Here is a 15,681-nt window from a genome sequence, read left to right as displayed (position 1 = left end):
CTCGTTACAGAGGCGAACGGTGCGGAATGCTAGCGCCCGATCGTGACGCCCGCCGTCGAGCGCATCGCGTCCCTCAGGCTCGTTGCGTTCATGTCGTCGAGCACTTGCCGTGTCAGCACGGTGGTTTGCCCGGGCTCATTGAGGATCGTTTCGCCGCGCGAGGAGGATAGCCGGTCGGCTTTGTAGGGCGCGGCCGGATCGGCGCTGAGGGCCGCTGCAGGCGCATGGTGCCGGAGCTTGCCCGGGTCGGCGAAGGCCGGCTGCAAGGCGCTGAACGTCACGATCACGACCAGGGGCAACGATCTTGCGCGCATGTGCGATCTCCCATGCCGGGACAGCAACATAGCACATCGTGATGCCGGTCGCAGGGAAAGGATCAGGCCAAAGCGGCCTGGCGCTCCCGCGCGGGCTCGCGAACCCGGTCCTGGTTCCGCGGCTCGGCGAGCTGAGTAAAGCTGCGGCGGCCCGCTTGCGCCGGCGCTTCGACGACGACACCTTCGCAGACGATCTGGCCGCCGAGCAGTACGAACTCCAGCCTGTCGTACCGCGGCATCGTTTCACCGGCCGCCGGCGGCAACAGTTCGATGCGTCCCTGAATGTTCAGTGTGGCATCGCCGGTGCCGTGAATGCGTGGATTCCACATTCTGATCCCGGTCTCCGCCCAACGGCGCCGGATCAGCGTGTCACGATCGGCCGGATCCTTCGGTCTCGCGCGCGGTTTCGGGAGGCTGCGGATCGCCGGTGAGGGCGGCGCTGGAAGTGGAGCCTGTTCGCGGCTTGCGACGGTGTCGGATGAACCGGCGGAAGTATCGTCGATGGAGGCCGCTGCAGCGGTCAGTGGGTCCTGCGACGGGATCGGCGCAACGTCCGTGTCGACGATGGGCTGCGAGGCAGTGCTGACGCCGGTATCCGAGACCTCGATCGCAGCGTTTTCGTCGATCAGGGGCAATGCAGATTCTGTCGCGACGACCGGCCCGGAATCCGCAACAACGCTCGGTGATGGACTGTCGTTGACGCCAGGCTCGGAGGCTTCGGCCGCAACGCTCTCGACGATGCCCGACGAGGGCGCGGCTTCCGCGGCGGCCGGCTCTTCCTGTGATGAATCGCAATCGACGCTGATGTCGGCAACCGCAACGCTTTCGACGGCGTCGGACGAGACGGCCGTTTCTTCCGCGACGAGCGGCTCGGCATCCGCGGGAAGGTCGACAGACGGCGTGCTGTCGATGATGATATCCGCGGCAGCAATCGGAGTGCTCTCGACGTCATCGTCAGACGGGATCGCGCTTTCCGCTACCGCCGGCTCGTGTCGAGATGAATCGTCATCGATGCCGGTGTCCGAGGGCGGGAGGCTTTCGATGGTGTCAGACGAGACGGCTGCTTCGTCCGCGACGAGCTGCACGGCGTCTGCCGGGAAGTCGACTGACGATGCGCTGTCGATCCCGACATCCGAGCAAGCAATCACAGTGCTCTCGACGTCATCGGACTGAAGCGCGAGTTCCGCTATGGCCGGCTCGCTTTGCGATGAATTGGCATCGATGCTGATGTTCGAGGCTGCGTCGGTTTCGATGGCGTCAGCCGAAGGAGCGACCTCTTGTGCGACGAGCGGCGCGACATCGGCGGGAAATTCGGCAGATGGCGCGCTGTCGATGACGACGTCCGCGACAGCAGCCGGGACGCTCTCAATCGCGTCAGACGTCGTCGCGGCTTCGGCTGCAGCCGGCTCCTGATAAGAATCGTCATCGATGCTGATGTCCGGCTGCGCAACCGGTTGGCTCGCCGCGGCAGCAACGGTGGCCGCGTCGTCCGCAGCTATCGGAGCATGCGAGACTATGTCCGCGTCGTGGTGCGTTGCGTCACTGGCCGGGGCATGAGCCGGAGCAGCGATATCGTCGATGGAATCGCTCGCGACGACCGGCAAGATGCCGAGGCTGCCGCTGTGCGGCAAGGGGCGAAGCCTGCTGAATGCCCATTTCACCGCGGGAACGCGGCGCAGGAACGCTATCAGTCTCGAAAGCACTGGAAGTTGTCCAAGAGGTACTCGGCTTGAGGCATCGCTGATTCGTCAGCAATTTAAAAAACTGCCCCGGGGCTCATATTGATGTCAATGCAAGTGGGACCAATTGCAGAACATCCACCTCTTCGAAGCGAGAGCGGCTTTGCAATAGACGCGGCGCCTTTGCGACCTGACCTCTGCGATCGCGGGGGCGCGAATGCGGCAAAGCACCGCCGCGGAGTTATTGAGCGCCGGGTCTGGAATGGTCCGGGCAGCAACGCGAAGCACGCGCATGTCGGATCCTCCGGATGACAGGATCGTTCCGATCCGTTCGTTGTGAAGGATACTAGGCTGGACGAGCGTTTTGATGCGACGCTCACGGACCTCTGGTCCAGGCGTGACGAACTCGCGGAGGTGATTGCGCGTCTCACCGAAGGCCTCACCGTGATCGATCAGGCGACCGTGCAGGGATCGGAGCAATCGGCGCGGCATCTGCTCGATCTTCTTGCGACGGCAAAGGCCCAGCTCGACGACGTCTCGGCGATCATCGAGCGCCTGCGATCGCGTTAGCCAGGCCCAGCAGGGGCGCGGAATTGGCCGAAACGGGCTGATTCCGCACGTTTTTGGCCGAGAGCAGGCTTTTTTCCGCGAGAGGATGCTTTAAGGAAGGGCCCAGGTCGCCCCCGCCCTGTGGCGGTGTTAGACCCTGATATGGGATAATCGGGCTGGGCCGGTGCTGGCAAGCCCGCAGGATGAGAAGGATATGAAGCAATGATCCAAACCGTTGGCATCATCGGGGCAGGGACCATGGGGAACGGTATCGCCCAGATCTGCGCTGCGGCCGGTCTGTCGGTCGTGATGGTCGACATTTCCGATGCGGCGGTGAACCGCGGACTGTCGACCGTCGGCGGCAGCCTCGAGCGCCTGGTCAAGAAAGAGAAGTTGTCGGCGGCCGATCGCGAGGCAACCCTCAAGCGCATCACCGGTACGACCGACCGGGCGAAGCTCGCCGATTGCGACCTCGTGATCGAGGCGGCGACCGAGAACGAGGACCTCAAGGTCAAGATCCTGAAGGACCTCTGCGCGACGCTGTCTCCGCGTACGCTGGTCGCGACCAACACGTCCTCGATCTCGATCACGAAACTGGCCGCCGCAACCGATCGGCCCGATCGCTTCATCGGCATGCACTTCTTCAACCCGGTGCCCGTGATGGCGCTGCTGGAACTCATCCGCGGTTTGCAGACCTCCGACGATACCCATGCCAAGGCGCTCGATTTCGCCAAGCGCGTCGGAAAGGTAGCGATCACCGCCAAGAACAGCCCGGGTTTCGCGGTCAACCGCATCCTGTGTCCGATGATCAACGAGGCGATCTTCGCGCTTCAGGAAGGGATTGCGACGGCGGAAGAGATCGATGCCGGCATGAAGCTCGGTTGCAACCATCCGATCGGGCCGCTGGCGTTGGCCGATCTGGTCGGTCTCGACACCATGCTGTCGGTGATGGAGGTCTTCTACAAGGGCTTCAACGATCCGAAATACCGTCCGGCTCCCTTGCTCAAGGAGATGGTCGACGCCGGTCATCTCGGCCGCAAGACCGGGCAGGGCTTCTACACCTACAGCGCCTGATGACGGCGTCGGGGGGGGGGGGGGCGCGCCCCCCCCACCGCTCCCGCAATTTGCGCTGTGACAATGACGGCGCACTCGATTGGCCCGACAATGTCGGCCACTGCGGGAACAAGCGGACAAACGAGACATGTCGGATCGATTGAAGGCGGAGCGGGACGCTGCGGCCGAGCGGCGGAACCTGCTGGTTCAGGACGCCATCGAGCGCACCGGGATCACTGAAGAGATGATCGGGGAACTCGTGACCCGCTTCTACGGGCGCGTGCGCGAGGACGGTCTGCTGGGTCCGGTGTTTGCGGTCGTGCAGGATTGGGACGAACACCTCGCCAGGCTCAGGAATTTCTGGTCGTCGGTCATACTCATGACCGGACGCTATCACGGTGCTCCGATGCGGGCGCATCTGCCGCTGCGCCTTGTCGGCGTTCATTTCGATCGCTGGCTCGATCTGTTCGAGCAGACGGCGCGAGAGGTCTGTCCGCCCGCGGCGGCGGCGCTCTTCATTGAAAAGGCGCGTCGCATTGCCGACAGTTTCGAAATGGCGTCGGCGACCGCTGACGGCCGCATCGCTTCGCCGCGTCACGTGCTGAGGCCCTGACGAGCAGCGGGACTGCCTGCGAGGCGTGCAGCTGCATCCCGCGCCCGGGCGACTACTTGCCCTGCCTGTCTACCTTGTCCTTTTCCTTCTGGTTCATCTCCTGAACCTTGGGATCCGTGCTGCTCTGCCCGGTGGTCTGGGTGGTCGAGGCGGGCGGGGCACCGGCGTTGGGAAGCGAGTTCTGGTCCGGCGCGGTGGGCCGCGTGGCGGTGGTCGGCGGCGTCGTGTTGCTCTGCGCGAAAGCGCCGCCGCTCGTCAAAAGAAAGGCGCCCGACAGTGAGACTGCGAGCGCCCTTGAGATGTTGGTCATCGATCTGCTCCTGTCAGATCGATGCAAACGGTGCGAGGCCGCTTTGTGTTCCCGCTCAGGCCTCCAATTGCTTGCCGAGCGGCAGGCTGCGGATGCGTTTGCCCGTCGCCGCGAAGATCGCGTTCATCAGGGCCGGTGCGAAGGGCGGAACGCCGGGCTCGCCGACGCCGCTCGGCGGCGTGTCGGGTCCGGGCGGAACGATATAGACGTTTGTCACCGCGGGAGACTCGTCGATCCTGACGACCTGGAAGTCGTCGAAGTTCTTCTGCTGCACCTTGCCGTCCTTGAAGCTGACCTCGCCGTATTTGGCCAGGCTCAACCCCATGATTGCGGCGCCCTCGATCTGCGAGGCGATGCGCTCCGGGTTGACGTAGGTGCCGCAGTCGATCGCGGTGTCGATCCGCGGCACCGTCAGCTTGCCCTTGTCGTCGACGGCCACCTCGACGATGGTCGCGATGTAGCTGACGAAGCTGCGGTGCACCGCAATGCCGAGGCCGTGGCCCTTCGGCACCTGGCGGCCCCACTCACCCTTCTCGGCGACCAGCTCGACCACCTTGCGCAGGCGCGCGGTGTCGATCGGGTAGCTGTCGAGGGGTTCGCCGTAGTTCCACAGATCCTTCACGGCCGGCTTGACGATCCGGGGCGTGCCGATCAGCGCGAGCAGCGTCTCCTTCTGATCGCGGCCGGTCGCATGGGCGATCTCGCCGACCATCGACTGCACCGCGAAGGCGCGCGGGATGTTCGAGACGGAACGGAACCAGCCGATGCGGGTATGCGCGGCCGCTTCCGGATTCTCGCAGGAGACGTTGGCGATCTCGAACGGCATGTCGACGAGGCCCATGCCGAGCTCGAAAGGCGCCGCGTGGTTCGCGCCGGCGGCGAAGGTCGAGGCGATGGTCGGCGCCACGCTGCGATGGCGCCAGGCGATCACCTTGCCGTCCTTGTCGAGGCCGGCCTCGATCCGCTCGACCGAGACGGTGTGCAGGAAGTCGTGATGGAGGTCGTCTTCCCGCGTCCATTGCACCTTCACGGGGGCGCCGAGTTCCTTCGACAGCAGCGCAGCCTCGAGCGCGAAGTCGCATTTCGACTTGCGGCCGAAGCCGCCGCCGAGCAGCGTCACGTTGACGGTGACATTGTCCTCGGGAATGCCGAGCGTCTTGGCGACGTCCTCGCGCGTGCCGCCCGGACTCTGCACCGGCGCCCAGATCTCGGCCTTGCCGCCCTTGACGTCGGCGACCGCAACCGGCGGCTCCATGCTGACATGGGCGAGATGGGGCAGGTAATATTCGCCGACGATGACCTTGTCGGCGCCCTTCAGCGCGGCGTCCGCGTCGCCCTCGCTGCGCACGACCAGGCCCGGTTTGCGTGAGGCCTCTTCGAGCTCCTTGCGATAGTCGGCCGAGTCGTATTTGCCGTTGGCCCCGTCGTCCCACACCAGCTTCAGCGCGTCGCGTCCCTTGATCGCGGCGCCGGTGTTGCGCGCGATCACGGCGACGCCGCCGAGCGGCTGGAATTTCGACGGCCACGGCCAGCCGCGCGCCTGCATCACCTTCTCGACGCCGGAGACCTTCAGCGCCGCGTCCGGATCGAACGAGACCAGCTTGCCGCCGGTCACCGGCGGGCGCGCGATCACGGCGTATTTCATCCCGGGCAGACGCACATCGGCGCCGTAGCGGGCCTTGCCGGTGGTGATGTCGTGAAGATCGACGATGCCGATCTGGCCCTTGCCGAGATAGCGGAAGTCCTTGGGGTCCTTCAGCTTGAGGCCTTCGATGCTCGGCACCGATTCCTTGGCGGCGTCGGCTGCAAGTTCGCCGAAGCCGAGCTTGCGTCCGCTGGCGCCGTGGACGACCTCGTGATTGACGGCCCTGACCTCCGTCGCCGGCACGCTCCAGCGTTTCGCCGCGGCCTGCTCCAGCATGGTGCGGGCGGAGGCACCGATCTGCCGCATCGGGATCAGATAGTGCCGGGTGCTGCGCGAGCCGTCGGTGTCCTGATTGCCGAACTTGACCTCGTCGCCGTGCGCCTGCTGCACCTTGACCCGCGACCAGTCCGCCTCCATCTCCTCGGCCACGATCAGCGGCAGGCTGGTGCGTACGCCGGTGCCCATTTCCGAGCGGTGCGCGAGGATGGTGACGATGCCGTCGGGCGCGACCGCCACGAAAACGCGCGGATCGACCACGACACCATGCGGCATCTTTCCCGCGCCGGTCTCATAGGCAAAGGCCTGCCGCGACATCACGGGGGCGGCGAGTACGAAGCCGCCGGTGATGCCGAGCCCCTTCAGGAGGCTGCGGCGGGAGACCTTCTCCACCTTGATGTTCTTCTCGAAGCCGCGAAGCTTCGTCGGGTTCTCGATGAAATTCATGTCACACTCCCGTCGATGCGAGGTGGACGGCGTTCTCGATGCGCTGATAGCAGCCGCAACGGCAGATGTTGCCGGACATCGCCTCGCGGATCTGGTCATGTGACGGTTTGGGGTTCTCCATCAGCAGCGCGGCGGCCTGCATGATCTGGCCGGCCTGGCAGAAACCGCATTGGGGAACGTTGACCTGGCGCCAGGCCTTCTGGACGGCGTGATCGCCGGTCGGATGCAACCCTTCGATCGTCGTGACCTCGCGGTCGGCGACGTCGCTGATCGAGGTGATGCAGGAGCGCACGGCTTCCTTGTCGACGATGACCGTGCAGGCGCCGCACAGGGCTTGTCCGCAGCCGAACTTGGTGCCGGTCAGACCGGCCTCGTCGCGCAGGAACCAGAGTAGCGGAAGATCCGGGTCGCCATCCCAGCTCTGTTCCTGGCCGTTGATCTTCACCTTGATCATGATCATCCCTCGCTCTTCATAAGCTTGCCGGTTTCAGATTCGCCGACCTGCGTCGGCGTCATGGTCATGCGTCGTCCGTTCGTCGTCGCATCGCATTCCGGCCCGTGGTCCCGCGCACGGGCAGATCCCGGCGGGGGGCAGGAATGTGAATCGCAATGTTCGGATGTGCTTCGATACCTCCAGTGTTGTTCTTGATTGAATTGCGTGTTGATTGAACTTTGCGCGGCATCGTGACGGCGCGATCCTAGCAGAGGGCGGATCGCGCCAACGTTCACAGGCCGGTGTTCTCGACGTGAACAGATTGCATCCGCGATTTGTCAAAAGCAGGGCGCGGCATCACGCCGCGCGCGTTGCACGCGGCGAGGGCGGCCGCGGAGAAAGGCAAAAAAAGGCTTCGTCCGCCAGGATCGCTGTGCGGACGAAGCAGGAAGCCTCAGTCGAGGGAGGGAGAGAGGCAGGGCGCGCGGACTTCAGGGAGGAAGCGAACGCCGCTGCGCAGTCATTCAGAGTCCAGGACTGAGGGAGCCGACGGCTCTCGCGCAGGACCAACGCGAGGGAACACCGTTGCGAACATCCCCGTCCGCGCCCGTCCGGCTCGCCGGTGGTGGTTGGGACCGGCGAGCGGGCGGGACAAGACGAAGGGCGGGCTGCCTTGTCTGGGCGACCTTGCTACGCGGCCTTGGCTTTCGCCACATGGGTCGCGATCGCGTCCATCAGTGCCGGCGACAGGCAGTCATAGGGCTCGAGCCCGAGCTCCTTGAGCCGGGACCGGACGCCGGCCATCTGTTCCGGCTTCACGCCCGATTCGATCACGGAGGAGACGAAAGCGGCGAATTGCGGCGCCTGCGAACCCTGCTCCTGGAACAGTTCGGGATGGATGAAGTCGAGACCGTAGAACGGATGGCCCTTGTTCTCGATCCGGCCGTACATGTGGGTGCCGCAGGCCTTGCAGGCATGGCGCTGGATCACCGCGGAGGGATCGACGACATGAAGCTTGTCACCGTTCTCGAGCACGGTCACGTTCTGGCGCGGCACCACCGCGACGACCGAGAATATCGCGCCCTGCGGCTTCCAGCACTTGGTGCAACCGCATGCGTGATTGTGCGCGACGTCGCCCTTGACGCCGACCTTGACCTGATGGTCCTTGCATTTGCAGACCAGCGTGCCGCCGGCGAAGTGGCCGCTGCCCTGTTTGATGCCGTTGTCGATCGAGGGGTGGAGTGCAACAGTCATGAGACGATCCTCCTTGGGTGTGACGCTTCCGAGCTAGAACACGACGACTGAACGGATCGATTTGCCCTCGTGCATCAGCTCGAAGCCCTTGTTGATCTCTTCGAGCTTGAGCACGTGGGTGATCATCGGGTCGATCTGGATCTTTCCGTTCATGTACCAGTCGACGATCTTCGGCACGTCGGTGCGGCCGCGCGCGCCGCCGAAGGCCGTGCCGCGCCAGTTGCGCCCCGTGACGAGCTGGAACGGGCGGGTGGCGATCTCCTTGCCGGCCTCGGCAACGCCGATGATGATGGAGGTGCCCCAGCCGCGATGGCAGGCTTCCAGCGCCTGGCGCATCACCGTGGTGTTGCCGGTGCAGTCGAAGGTATAGTCGGCGCCGCCGTCGGTGAGGCCGACGAGGTGCTGGACGATGTCGCCGGTGACCTTCTTCGGATTGACGAAGTGGGTCATGCCGAATCGCTTGCCCCAATCTTCCTTGGAGTCGTTGATGTCGACGCCGATGATCTTGTCGGCGCCGGCCATCTTGGCGCCCTGGATCACGTTGAGGCCGATGCCGCCGAGGCCGAACACGACCACGTTGGAGCCTGGCTCGACCTTGGCGGTGTTGACGACGGCGCCGACGCCGGTGGTGACGCCGCAACCGATGTAGCAGCTCTTGTCGAACGGCGCGTCCTCGCGGATCTTCGCCACCGCGATCTCAGGCAGCACGGTGAAGTTCGAGAAGGTCGAGCAGCCCATGTAGTGGTAGATCGGTTTGCCCTTGTAGGAGAAGCGGCTGGTGCCGTCGGGCATCACGCCCTTGCCCTGGGTGGCGCGGATCGCGGTGCAGAGATTGGTCTTCTGGCTCAGGCAGCTTTTGCATTGCCGGCATTCCGGTGTGTAGAGCGGGATGACATGGTCGCCCGGCTTCACCGAGGTCACGCCCGCACCGACCTCGCGGATGATGCCGGCACCCTCATGCCCCAGGATCGACGGGAAAATTCCCTCGCTGTCGAAGCCGTCGAGCGTATAGGCGTCGGTATGGCAGATGCCCGTTGCCTTGATCTCGACCAGGACTTCGCCGGCCTTCGGTCCCTCCAGGTCGACTTCGACGATCTCGAGTGGCTTTTTCGCCTCGAAAGCGACGGCGGCACGTGTTTTCATCGTAAACTCCTCAAATTCTCGAAAGGACGCCCAGAACTAGGTCTCGGCTGGGCTCCAAACGTTCACTTCTTGCCCATGCACGAGTCTTCGTTCTTGGTATAGGCGTCGGTTTTGTCCTCGTGCTTGGGCGGGCGCGCGCGTCCCCAGGCATCCGTGGAGCGGGCGCGCAGATAGACGTAGAGATCGTCCATGTAGCAGGCAACGTTGGGATTATCGCCGAAGGCGGGCATCACATTCTCCTGCGACGACGTGACATTCTTGCGACCCGAGGCGACGACGCCGAGAAAGTCGGCATAGCTCATCGTCTTCAGCGAATCCTTCAGGGCCGGAGCGTAGGTCGATCCCATGCCGTCGGGGCCGTGGCAGACATGGCATTCGGAGTGGTAGCGGCGGTATCCGGAATAGGTATACCAGTCGACGGTGCCGTCGCTGATCTTGTAGGTCGGGTTTCCGTCCTTATCGAGCCACTCTCCCATCTCGTTCTGTTTGACGGCGGCCGGATCACCCGGGCCGTCCGCGAAAGCAATTCCTCCGGACGCGACGAAGATCATCGCAGCAATGACAGAGCCAATTTTACGCAAGTGATTTTCCTCGACAGCGCGCGGGTGGAGACGAGCCGGCGCGTGGATCGGATCCACGCGCCGGGACGATGCTGGTCTGCGCCTAGTTGGGCAACTGGAACACGGTCAGCGTGCCGCCGAGCGCCGTGTAGTTGCTGAGCGCCGCATACCCGCCGACTGCGCCGAGACCGGCGGTCGGATCGGTCAAACCTGCCGCCAGGCCGATGCCGGCCCAGCCGCCCACGCCGGAGAGCACGGCAATGTATTGCTTGCCGCCATTCTCGTAGGTCGTGACGTTGCCGATGATGCCGGACGGAGTCTTGAACTTGTAGAGCTCCTTGCCGGTCTTGGCGTCGACGGCCTTCAGGTAGCCTTCGAGCGTGCCGTAGAACACCACGCCGCCGGCCGTCGCGAGCGCGCCCGACCAGACCGAGAACTGCTCCTTGTTCGACCAGACGATCTTGCCGGTCTTGCCGTCCCAGGCGATGAAGTTGCCCATATGGCTATCGCCCTGCGGCGGATACATCGAGAGCGTCGCGCCCACATAGGGCTGGCCCGCGGTGTAGCTCACCTTGAACGGCTCGTAGTCCATGCAGACGTGGTTGGTCGGAACGTAGAACAACTGCGTGTCGGGCGAGTAGGCTGCCGGCTGCTCGTCCTTGGTGCCGAGCGCGGCCGGGCAGATGCCCTTGACGTTGTGGTCCTCGCCCGCCTTGTCGGTGGACGCGGTGTCGAGCACCTTCGGGCGGCCATAAGTCGCCGAGTTCTTGTCCATGTCGACGCCGGAGGTCCAGTTCACCTTCGGATCGTACTTTTCCGCTACCAGCAACTCGCCGGTCGCACGGTCCATCGTGTAGGCGAGGCCGTTACGGTCGAAATGGGTCAGGAGCTTGCGGGCCTGGCCGTTCACCTGCTGGTCGGTGAGGATCATCTCGTTGACGCCGTCATAGTCCCATTCGTCATGGGGCGTCATCTGGTAGACCCACTTCGCCGTGCCGTTGTCGGGATTGCGCGCGAAGATGGTCATCGACCACTTGTTGTCGCCCGGCCGCTGCTTCGGGTTCCAGGTCGAGGGATTGCCCGAACCGTAGTAGACGAGGTCGAGGGTCGGGTCGTAGGCGAGCCATCCCCACGTGCAGCCGCCGCCGATCTTCCATTGGTCGCCTTGCCAGGTCTTGATGCTGGAGTCCTTGCCGACCGGTTTGCCGAGTGCCGTGGTCTTGTCGTCGAACAGGATCTGGTCGTCCGGCCCTTCCGAATAGGCCTTCCACACCTGCTTGCCGTCCTTGACGTCGTAAGCGGTCATGCTGCACTGAACGCCGAATTCGCCGCCGGAGGTGCCGACGAGCACCTTGTCCTTCACGACGAGCGGAGCCGATGTGCCGGTCTGTCCCTTGGTCGGGTCGCCGTTCTTCACCGCCCACGCCTGCTTGCCGGTCTTGGCATCCAACGCGACGAGCATGTCATCGGCCTGATGCAGGAAGACCTTGCCGTCGGAATAGGCGAGGCCGCGATTGACGGTGTCGCAGCACATGACCGGGATGACGTTCGGATCCTGCTTGGGCTCGTAGCTCCAGACGATCTTGTTCTCGTTGGAAAGGTCAAGAGCATAGACCTTGTTCGGGAACGGCGTGTGGACGTACATCATGTTGCCGATGATCAGCGGGCCGCCTTCGTGGCCGCGCAGCACGCCGGTCGAGAAAGTCCAGGCGACCTGGAGCTTGCCGACGTTCTGTGCCGTGATCTGATTGAGTTTGGAATAGCGGGTGTTGGCATAGTCACCCGCCGGCATCACCCAGTCCTTGGGATTTTGCGACATCTTGATCAGCTCGTCATTGGCTGAGGCGCTGCCGACGGCGAGAGCCGCCGCGGAGCCAAGATAGGTCGCCAGTAGCACCTTGCGCATAATCATTCCTCCGTTGGTCTCGTTTATTGTTTCCGAAACATTGCTTGTTGCGCCGGGCTTTCAGTGCCCGGTCGTGCAGGGCGGTCACGATTGGGACCAGAAACGATGCTGTGCTGTTTCCTCCTCCGGTGAGAGCCACAGGTCCGCGTGCAGGAACGGCCCATCTTCCTGTTGTTCCTGCCGCAATTCCTAACGGCTTCGTCATCGGGAAACTTGCCCAAGAGGGAAGCCGGTTTGCTCGATAGCGCACGGACGCCAAGTTTTTGATTTTGCGGTAGCGAATTCAGCGGCTTCCACGCGGTGCAGTGCGGCGCTCAACGTTCAGGTTCCCCTTGACGACGCTGCAACTAAGGCGGAGGATTAATTTCCAAAGGTGGCAATGGAACGGAGGCGCTCGTTCCGAAAGACCGCCGGGATTTGAGGTAAACGTCGCTCAATCACGGCTGAGGGCTCCGGCAGCGCCGGTTGCGATTCGCGCCGGATCCGGATGAAACCAGTGGCTGGATTAATGTCCGACACAATTCACACGCTCTCGACCACCGGACTGACGCCGAAGAAGCAGATCCAGAGCTGGGTCGACGGGCTGACGAGTCTGTGCGGTCATTTCGATGTCGATCCGCTGGAAGCATCCTCGCTGGAGGGCCGCATCGATTACACGACGGTGTCGCGGCTGAAGCTCTGTCAGATCGAGGTAAGCCAACATCGCATTGCGCACACGCTGGCGCGCGCCAAGGCCAACGAACATCCCTTCATCAAGATTCATTTCCAGACCTACGGCATCTCCTACTTCGAGCAGGAGGGCCGCCACATCGAGATCAACCCCGGCGACATCATCGCCTATGACGTCTCATGTCCGCATTCGATCGTCAGCCCGGCCTTCACACGTCATGACGTGGTGATCGTGCCAAAGGCACTGCTCCGCGATCGCGGATTCCCGTCGCAGCGCATGCCGGCCTGCAAGCTGTCGGCGAAAACCGGCACCGGACGCATCGCGCATGATTTCGTCCACGCGACCTTCGACGAAGCCGCAAAGCTGTCGGCGAACAGTGCGGTCGGCGTCGCCGACTCGCTGATCGACCTGCTGCTGCTGCCGCTGCGCGAGGCCGACACGATGTTCGATCGCGTCGGACCGGAGGCGATGTATGTGCGTGCGCAGTTCTTCATCCGCGAGCATCTGCGCGACCCGGATCTGTGTATCGATCAGATCTCGGCCGAGCTCGGCTGCTCCAAGCGCTACCTGCACATGCTGTTTTCCGAGCGCGGCACCACCGTGAGCGACTACATCTGGCAGGCGCGTTTGCAGAACTGCCGCCAGGAGCTCGAAGCCCACGCCGGGAAGACCATCACCGACGTCGCATTCTCCTGGGGCTTCTCCAGCTCATCGCACTTCAGTCGCGTGTTCCGGAAATATTTCGGTGTGGTGCCGTCTTCGATCCACAAGGCGCAGCAGGGCGTCTCGGGCGCGGACGATTAATAGGCGATCGGAGAGACGCAATCCGCTTACGTCGGCGCGGCGACGTAGGGAATGATCGCCATGAGAGCGACGAGCAGGACCGCGTTGCACAGCATCCCGTTCACGTGCAGCCGGCGCAGCTGGCGCGCTGCATCTGCATCGCCCGCGTCGCGGGCGCGGAGCTGATCGTCCATCCGCTGCATGAACCAGGGACGCCCACGGATCGCAACGACCGCCAACAGCGCGATGGCTGCGGCGACGAATGGTCGCCCGGCGATGACGAGGGCTATCGCGCCGATGATGCCGGCAACGCTCATCGAGCGGAAGTGGACGTTGAACATTCCACGCAGCAGCACGGCGACAGGCTGGATGTCGAGCTTCACCATGAGGAAGGCCGGTGATGCCAGGGTGAAATAACCCATGGGAAGGAGCAGGATGATCATGGCTGCGATGGCGGCCGCATTCGGGGTCATGCGATTGGCCTCTCTCGTGCGAACTCCCAGGCCGTTTGGGCTTTCAAGTCCTGCGAACCTTCAGCCCTTCCGGATTTTTGGATTGCTTGAGGTCTCGGGGCTTCCGGCGGGTCATCAGGCTAGCGGAAGGCCTATCCGGCTGCGACCCGGGCTTTGGTCGAATGCGGGCAGCGCCGGGAGATCGCGGGGCGGGGCCACGGCGACGAGGCGAAGCATGGCCGACAAGCAATTGCATGTGCTGCGGCGGATCAGAGTCCGGCCCGTCCGCGGGTGCCCCGCAGTAACCGGCCGGATCATCGCTGGATGATCCTCATCCAGACATCGCCGAGGACCGCGGGCTCGCGCGGCGGCAGGTAGGTGAGGCCGGCCTGTTTGCCGAACTCGGCGATCTTGCCGTCCGTGGCGAGATCGCCCAGCGCCTTGTTCACGGCGCCGATCAGGGCCGTGTCACCGGCCAGCCCGACATAGCCGCGATTGGCGCCGACCGGGTAGTAATAGCCCGAGGCTGTGATCGCGGTGTCCGGATGCGCGGCGCGATGGGCATCGAAGCGGGCGAGATCGATCAGCGTCGCGTCGAAGTCGCCGCGATCGAGCGCGCCGAGCAGGTTGTCACGGCCGGGAACGAGATGCGTGATGTCGTCGATGAGCCGCCCCTTGTCGAAGGTCATGAGGACGGCATCGCCGAGGGATCCGCTCTCGATTGCGAGTCGAAGGCCGGAGAGATCGCCGATATCGCTGATTCTGCGCTCGCGGGCCTTCGGCCCGAGCACGACCGTCATCGGTGAAAAGACGTAGGGTTTGCTCGGTGCGAGCACGCCGAGTGCGACGCGGCGGCGCCTGTCGTCACGTGTCGCGCCGGCGAAATCGGGAAGCCGGGCGGTCTTCATGCCGGGAGCGGCCAGGGTATCCGTCGTCAGTGCGTAACCGCCGACCAGCGAGCAGCGCCCGTCGGAGAGCAGCGCATTGGCTTCGAGCTGCGGGCTCGAATCCTCGTCCAGCTTGCTCTCGAACCATTGGATCTTCAGCGGCCGTCCGATCCGGTCCGCGACCGCCTGGGCCAGCAGCACGTCGAAGCCCGTGTCCGGCTGGCCGCGGTGGTGCGCCGACAGCGGCGGCCGATCCTCGTCGAGGCAGATCTTCAGGGGATCGGCTGCGGAAGCGGCCGAAGCCGCCGTGGCCATGATCGCAGCGACGCTCCATGTGGCGAGCCAGGTGTTCATGGCTTCCTCCGGCTCGAGATGAAGGCCCAGAGATCCGTGATCTCATCGTCGCTGAGAATGTCGCCCCACGGCGGCATCCGGTTGTTCTTGCCGTTCTTCACGGTGGTGACGAAGCGCATCTTGTCGTCGGGAAAGGCGCGCAGGTCCGGCGTGATGGTGCCGGAGTTCATCAGGTTGGGGCCATGGCAGTGCGAGCATTTTTCCGCGTAGGTCGACTTGCCGTGGTCGATCTGCGCCTGCACGGGATTGCCATTCGCTTCATCCGCGGCACGAGCGGTCGCCGCAAGCGCGACCGTGAGCGCCGCGACGGCGGCGAGGATCGCCGCCGTCTTGTGGGATGCATGTCTCCGCAC

The 15,681-nt window shown here is 64.2% G+C and carries 16 protein-coding genes; 4 read left to right on the top strand and 12 right to left on the bottom strand.

The genetic code is table 11. The features are described from left to right. Positions 1 to 29: 29 nt before the first annotated feature. Both QM712_RS00665 and QM712_RS00660 read right to left on the bottom strand, forming a co-directional pair. The gene (locus QM712_RS00665; protein WP_415021083.1) at positions 30 to 314 is read right to left on the bottom strand and encodes a Plug domain-containing protein; all 285 of its coding nucleotides are present in this window, start codon (positions 312 to 314) and stop codon (positions 30 to 32) included. Positions 315 to 376: 62 nt separating this feature from the next. After that, positions 377 to 1,918 (bottom strand): hypothetical protein, encoded by a 1,542-nt coding sequence (locus QM712_RS00660; protein WP_415021082.1) that lies wholly within the window; start codon positions 1,916 to 1,918, stop codon positions 377 to 379. 411 nt (positions 1,919 to 2,329) lie between these two features. Between QM712_RS00660 and QM712_RS00655 the strand changes: the two genes are divergently transcribed. The 3 genes from QM712_RS00655 to QM712_RS00645 all read left to right on the top strand — a co-directional run bounded on the left by QM712_RS00655 (position 2,330) and on the right by QM712_RS00645 (position 4,208). After that, the gene (locus QM712_RS00655; protein WP_415021081.1) at positions 2,330 to 2,563 is read left to right on the top strand and encodes a hypothetical protein; all 234 of its coding nucleotides are present in this window, start codon (positions 2,330 to 2,332) and stop codon (positions 2,561 to 2,563) included. A gap of 201 nt (positions 2,564 to 2,764) precedes the next feature. Then, positions 2,765 to 3,616 (top strand): 3-hydroxybutyryl-CoA dehydrogenase, encoded by an 852-nt coding sequence (locus QM712_RS00650; protein ID WP_415021080.1) that lies wholly within the window; start codon positions 2,765 to 2,767, stop codon positions 3,614 to 3,616. Between the two features lie 127 nt (positions 3,617 to 3,743). Then, the gene (locus QM712_RS00645) at positions 3,744 to 4,208 is read left to right on the top strand and encodes a group III truncated hemoglobin (RefSeq protein ID WP_415021079.1); all 465 of its coding nucleotides are present in this window, start codon (positions 3,744 to 3,746) and stop codon (positions 4,206 to 4,208) included. A gap of 52 nt (positions 4,209 to 4,260) precedes the next feature. On the opposite strand, the gene QM712_RS00640 is transcribed toward QM712_RS00645, so the two are convergent. The 7 genes from QM712_RS00640 to xoxF5 all read right to left on the bottom strand — a co-directional run bounded on the left by QM712_RS00640 (position 4,261) and on the right by xoxF5 (position 12,182). Then, a complete protein-coding gene (locus tag QM712_RS00640; protein WP_415021078.1) occupies positions 4,261 to 4,518 on the bottom strand; it encodes a hypothetical protein in 258 nt (85 codons plus the stop codon). Positions 4,519 to 4,573: 55 nt separating this feature from the next. Then, positions 4,574 to 6,886, bottom strand: coding sequence for a molybdopterin cofactor-binding domain-containing protein (locus tag QM712_RS00635; RefSeq protein WP_415021077.1), 2,313 nt, complete (start codon positions 6,884 to 6,886; stop codon positions 4,574 to 4,576). A 1-nt stretch (position 6,887) separates the two neighbouring features. Further along, positions 6,888 to 7,340, bottom strand: a complete 453-nt coding sequence (locus QM712_RS00630; RefSeq protein ID WP_415021348.1) for a (2Fe-2S)-binding protein — start codon at positions 7,338 to 7,340, stop codon at positions 6,888 to 6,890. Positions 7,341 to 8,009: 669 nt separating this feature from the next. Next, on the bottom strand, positions 8,010 to 8,573 hold the full coding sequence (gene gfa, locus QM712_RS00625) for an S-(hydroxymethyl)glutathione synthase (protein ID WP_415021076.1): 564 nt from the start codon (positions 8,571 to 8,573) through the stop codon (positions 8,010 to 8,012). A 33-nt stretch (positions 8,574 to 8,606) separates the two neighbouring features. Further along, positions 8,607 to 9,716, bottom strand: coding sequence for an S-(hydroxymethyl)glutathione dehydrogenase/class III alcohol dehydrogenase (locus QM712_RS00620; RefSeq protein ID WP_415021075.1), 1,110 nt, complete (start codon positions 9,714 to 9,716; stop codon positions 8,607 to 8,609). Between the two features lie 62 nt (positions 9,717 to 9,778). Further along, positions 9,779 to 10,267, bottom strand: a complete 489-nt coding sequence (locus tag QM712_RS00615) for a c-type cytochrome, methanol metabolism-related (RefSeq protein WP_415021347.1) — start codon at positions 10,265 to 10,267, stop codon at positions 9,779 to 9,781. A gap of 112 nt (positions 10,268 to 10,379) precedes the next feature. Beyond that, a complete protein-coding gene (gene xoxF5 / locus QM712_RS00610; RefSeq protein WP_415021074.1) occupies positions 10,380 to 12,182 on the bottom strand; it encodes a lanthanide-dependent methanol dehydrogenase XoxF5 in 1,803 nt (600 codons plus the stop codon). A gap of 508 nt (positions 12,183 to 12,690) precedes the next feature. On the opposite strand from xoxF5, the gene QM712_RS00605 reads away from it, so the two are divergent. Next, positions 12,691 to 13,656 (top strand): helix-turn-helix domain-containing protein, encoded by a 966-nt coding sequence (locus QM712_RS00605; protein ID WP_415021073.1) that lies wholly within the window; start codon positions 12,691 to 12,693, stop codon positions 13,654 to 13,656. A 26-nt stretch (positions 13,657 to 13,682) separates the two neighbouring features. Here the strand turns inward: QM712_RS00605 and QM712_RS00600 are convergent, their stop codons facing one another. From QM712_RS00600 to QM712_RS00590, 3 genes are all read right to left on the bottom strand, one after another. Next, complete coding sequence (locus QM712_RS00600; RefSeq protein ID WP_415021072.1) at positions 13,683 to 14,108, bottom strand: hypothetical protein; 426 nt, start codon at positions 14,106 to 14,108, stop codon at positions 13,683 to 13,685. A 293-nt stretch (positions 14,109 to 14,401) separates the two neighbouring features. After that, complete coding sequence (locus tag QM712_RS00595) at positions 14,402 to 15,328, bottom strand: substrate-binding periplasmic protein (RefSeq protein ID WP_415021071.1); 927 nt, start codon at positions 15,326 to 15,328, stop codon at positions 14,402 to 14,404. Then, positions 15,325 to 15,681: a c-type cytochrome gene (locus tag QM712_RS00590; RefSeq protein WP_415021070.1), complete on the bottom strand. Its 357-nt coding sequence runs from the start codon at positions 15,679 to 15,681 to the stop codon at positions 15,325 to 15,327. The genes QM712_RS00595 and QM712_RS00590 overlap by 4 nt, the downstream gene beginning before the upstream one ends.

The organism is Bradyrhizobium sp. (assembly GCF_047605465.1).
Classification (GTDB): Bacteria; Pseudomonadota; Alphaproteobacteria; order Rhizobiales; family Xanthobacteraceae; genus Bradyrhizobium.
This window is presented reverse-complemented; position numbering and strand designations above follow the sequence as displayed.